This is a genomic window from Luteibacter sp. P4_E6, from assembly GCF_056401535.1.
The window spans coordinates 1-2,852 of sequence record NZ_JBFUJE010000499.1 but is presented as its reverse complement, the minus strand read 5'-3'; the positions used below and the strand labels follow the sequence as shown (position 1 = coordinate 2,852).

Genomic DNA, 2,852 nt, shown 5'->3' with positions numbered 1-2,852 from the left:
GACGCCGGTTGTTCTGGCCCTGCATGAGCGGTTCCGCGCGCTGCGAGACGCGCCCCTGAGCGTGGGGTCGGTGTGGTGCAGTGCCCTCCTCCGCGACACGCTCTGGTGGGTGCTTCCCGCGCTGGCGATGCTTGCGTGGGTAGCCGTACTCACACCCAACGATGAACTACGCACGGCGGCCCGGCTGGCAATGCTCTGGCCGGTGTTCGGCCTGGCGTGGCGCCATGGGTGGCACGGCACGGCGGTAGGCGGCATGGCGGCCAGTGTGGCCCTGGCCATGACCGCTAAAGACTTTCTCGATCCCCAGATGATCCGGGTCCAGTTGGTGCTGGCGATCGCGCTGTCTGGAAGCCTGCTGTGGGGTGCCCGGAACAAAGGCGCCCGGGCTGTTCTGCCCGAGCGCCTCTGATCGGATCAATGCCCCGTGCTGTCAGGGGCCTTTCATCGAGCAATCCGCAGGATTACCGTTGCAGTTGCCCGGGGCCAGCAACAGCCGCACCGTACCGTCGGACTGCGGCGCCGCGTGGACCGTCATGCTCTGGTCCTGGTAAACCGTTTCCCCCGTAACCGGAGCAGCCGGGTCCGTGGCGACAACCCAGTGACTGGCGTCCACCCCGATGGGTAAATCCAGCACCTGACCATCGATATAGGCGACCGCACCACGCACGTTGCCGTTCGCGTCATTGATCTGGACGTAGCGCACGCCTTGCTTCTCAAAGCGATAAGCATGGAAGTTCGGGCTCGCACTGAGGTCGGCGGCATTGGGCCATGATTGACCCAGCCCTGTCCCCGAAGGCGTGGTGGCCGCAACTGTTCCACATCCAAACAGCAGCGCAAGGGACAGCAAGGCACGGTGATTGATTGAACGCATACAGGACTCCGTTGTTCGCGTTATGGGAGACGCAAGCGTAGCGGAGCTTTCATTCACATCGCCTGTGCTCTCTGCATGGTGCGGCCGAAAATGCACACGGGCTTTTCAGCTACCCATCTCCCGGCGTGCTTACCGCCCGGATGGCCATGAACGGAGCGCGGGTACCCGCGAGCAGGATTCCCGAGATAAACAGGGCAAGGATCGCCTGACCGAGGACAGGGAGCAACTTGGCCATGTGGGCAAGCTGACGGGTGGTGTCGTCTGGCGCGACATGCGCCAGCCACGTCAGTCGCTTGAGTGACTGTGATCGCTCATAGGGTGGCCGACGTTGCGGAGGATTACCCCGCGTGACGCTCAGTCAATGCGCCCAGGGCGAGTGACGGATCACGCTGCAGATGTCCACTCGCTGGAACGCAGGCTCTCTCGCAGCGATAAAGTCGTCGTTGAACGTACCGAACGTCGTGGCGGGTCGACGCTTCAACCCCTCATAGAAGGTATCGATGATGTGCTCCTTGAAGCGATCATCACGGGGAAAAGCCGCCACTACCGCCTCGCGCTCTTCGTCGGTGATCTGGTCGTATGAGCGCCCCGCCACATCCATGCCCGCTGCCACATGAAGCAAGGATGCTTCCGGATGCAGGAATTCCGGGATCCCGGGCGTCGTGTGGAGGGCGATGGCGGTCCAGACTCTATGGATGTCCGTTTCGGCGATGCCATGACGACGCATGAAATCGCGCGCGGCATTCGCTCCATCCACTTCGAAACGAAGCGCGCTGCTGTGGAAGCCTTCGGTCAGCCCGAGGTCGTGGAACATCGCGCCGGTGTACAGCAGTTCTGGATCGAAGCTCAGGCCCTTGCGCTCTGCGAACAGAGCGCCCCAGAGATAGACCCGCATCGAGTGCTGGAACAGCAGGTCGCTGGCCGTGTCGCGAAGCAGCTGCGTGGCTTCGCGGGCGATAGCGCTGTCGGGAAGCGTTATCCCGAGGATCGTGGTTGCCATGCTTACCGGCCTTTCCCCGCGTTCTGCGGCGTGGTCAGCGCGGTGTCGTCCGTATCGACGACGAACACGGCGAGCAACTTCGCCGGCTCGGTCTTGCTGGCGTTGCGGCTGATTCGATGCTGCGCACCGGGCTCTTCGTAGAACGCCTGCCCCGCCGTGTAGACGTGCGCGGGCTGGTCATTCACCTGGCTTTCGATGGCGCCCGATACGACGTAGGCGTAGATGAAGGCCGACTTTGCATGGGTATGTGGTTGCGAAGCGCCGCCCGGAGGATAGGAGACCTCGACGGCAACCAGCGACTTGCCGGGGATATTGGGAATGACATGCGAGAAATTCGGCTTGACCGAATCGCCCGGCGAGTGGGCGCTGGTCGGCGCCACGGAAGCCAGCGCAGCAACGGCAAGCAGGGCGGGAAGAAGGATTTTCGTCATCATGGATTACTCCTCTTGGAGCAACCATCTTGCGCCGTGCCGAGGTGCATCGAAAAGGACCAAAAACGTCGCCTTTCAATGCACCATCGATCCGGACGTCGACGTGGCGGGTCAGATGGCCCTAATCCACCAACGTCGCCGCAGCCGCCTGCTCAGTGTTATGCACCGCACGCTTGCGCGGCAGGAAGCTCGCGGCGATGAGGCCCAGCACGACCACGCCCAGAGCCCACACGAAGGTGTGGCCGAACGCGCGGCCGAGCGCTGGCAGGATCGCCGTATGCATCGCGGGCGTCATGGCGCGGGCAACCGCAAGGCCGGACTCCGGCACACCGGTCGAAGGCATCACGCTGGCGATCTGGTGCGACAGCACAACGGCAAGCAAGGCCGTGCCGACCGAGCCACCCACGCGCTGCACCACGTTCATGCCACTGGTGACGCGAGCGATCTCGTGGCGCTGCAGGCTGCTCAATGCCGCCGTCATCGACGGCATCATCGTCGAACCCATGCCGATGCCGAGCAGGAACAGCATGCCCTCGACCATCCACATCGG

4 protein-coding genes and 1 pseudogene are annotated in these 2,852 nt (G+C 63.5%); 1 reads left to right on the top strand and 4 read right to left on the bottom strand.

The features are described from left to right. A pseudogene (locus AC1DT2_RS19855) lies at positions 1-409 on the top strand (hypothetical protein); the annotation flags it as partial. 21 nt (positions 410-430) lie between these two features. Here the strand turns inward: AC1DT2_RS19855 and AC1DT2_RS19850 are convergent. The 4 genes from AC1DT2_RS19850 to AC1DT2_RS19835 form a co-directional block, all read right to left on the bottom strand. After that, positions 431-871: a hypothetical protein gene (locus AC1DT2_RS19850; protein ID WP_477298218.1), complete on the bottom strand. Its 441-nt coding sequence runs from the start codon at positions 869-871 to the stop codon at positions 431-433. Between the two features lie 358 nt (positions 872-1,229). Then, on the bottom strand, positions 1,230-1,871 hold the full coding sequence (locus tag AC1DT2_RS19845; RefSeq protein ID WP_477298216.1) for an HD domain-containing protein: 642 nt from the start codon (positions 1,869-1,871) through the stop codon (positions 1,230-1,232). A 2-nt stretch (positions 1,872-1,873) separates the two neighbouring features. Beyond that, positions 1,874-2,305: a cupin domain-containing protein gene (locus AC1DT2_RS19840; protein ID WP_477298214.1), complete on the bottom strand. Its 432-nt coding sequence runs from the start codon at positions 2,303-2,305 to the stop codon at positions 1,874-1,876. Between the two features lie 118 nt (positions 2,306-2,423). Next, a partial coding sequence (locus AC1DT2_RS19835; protein ID WP_477298212.1) for a hypothetical protein occupies positions 2,424-2,852 on the bottom strand: 429 nt, incomplete at its 5' end.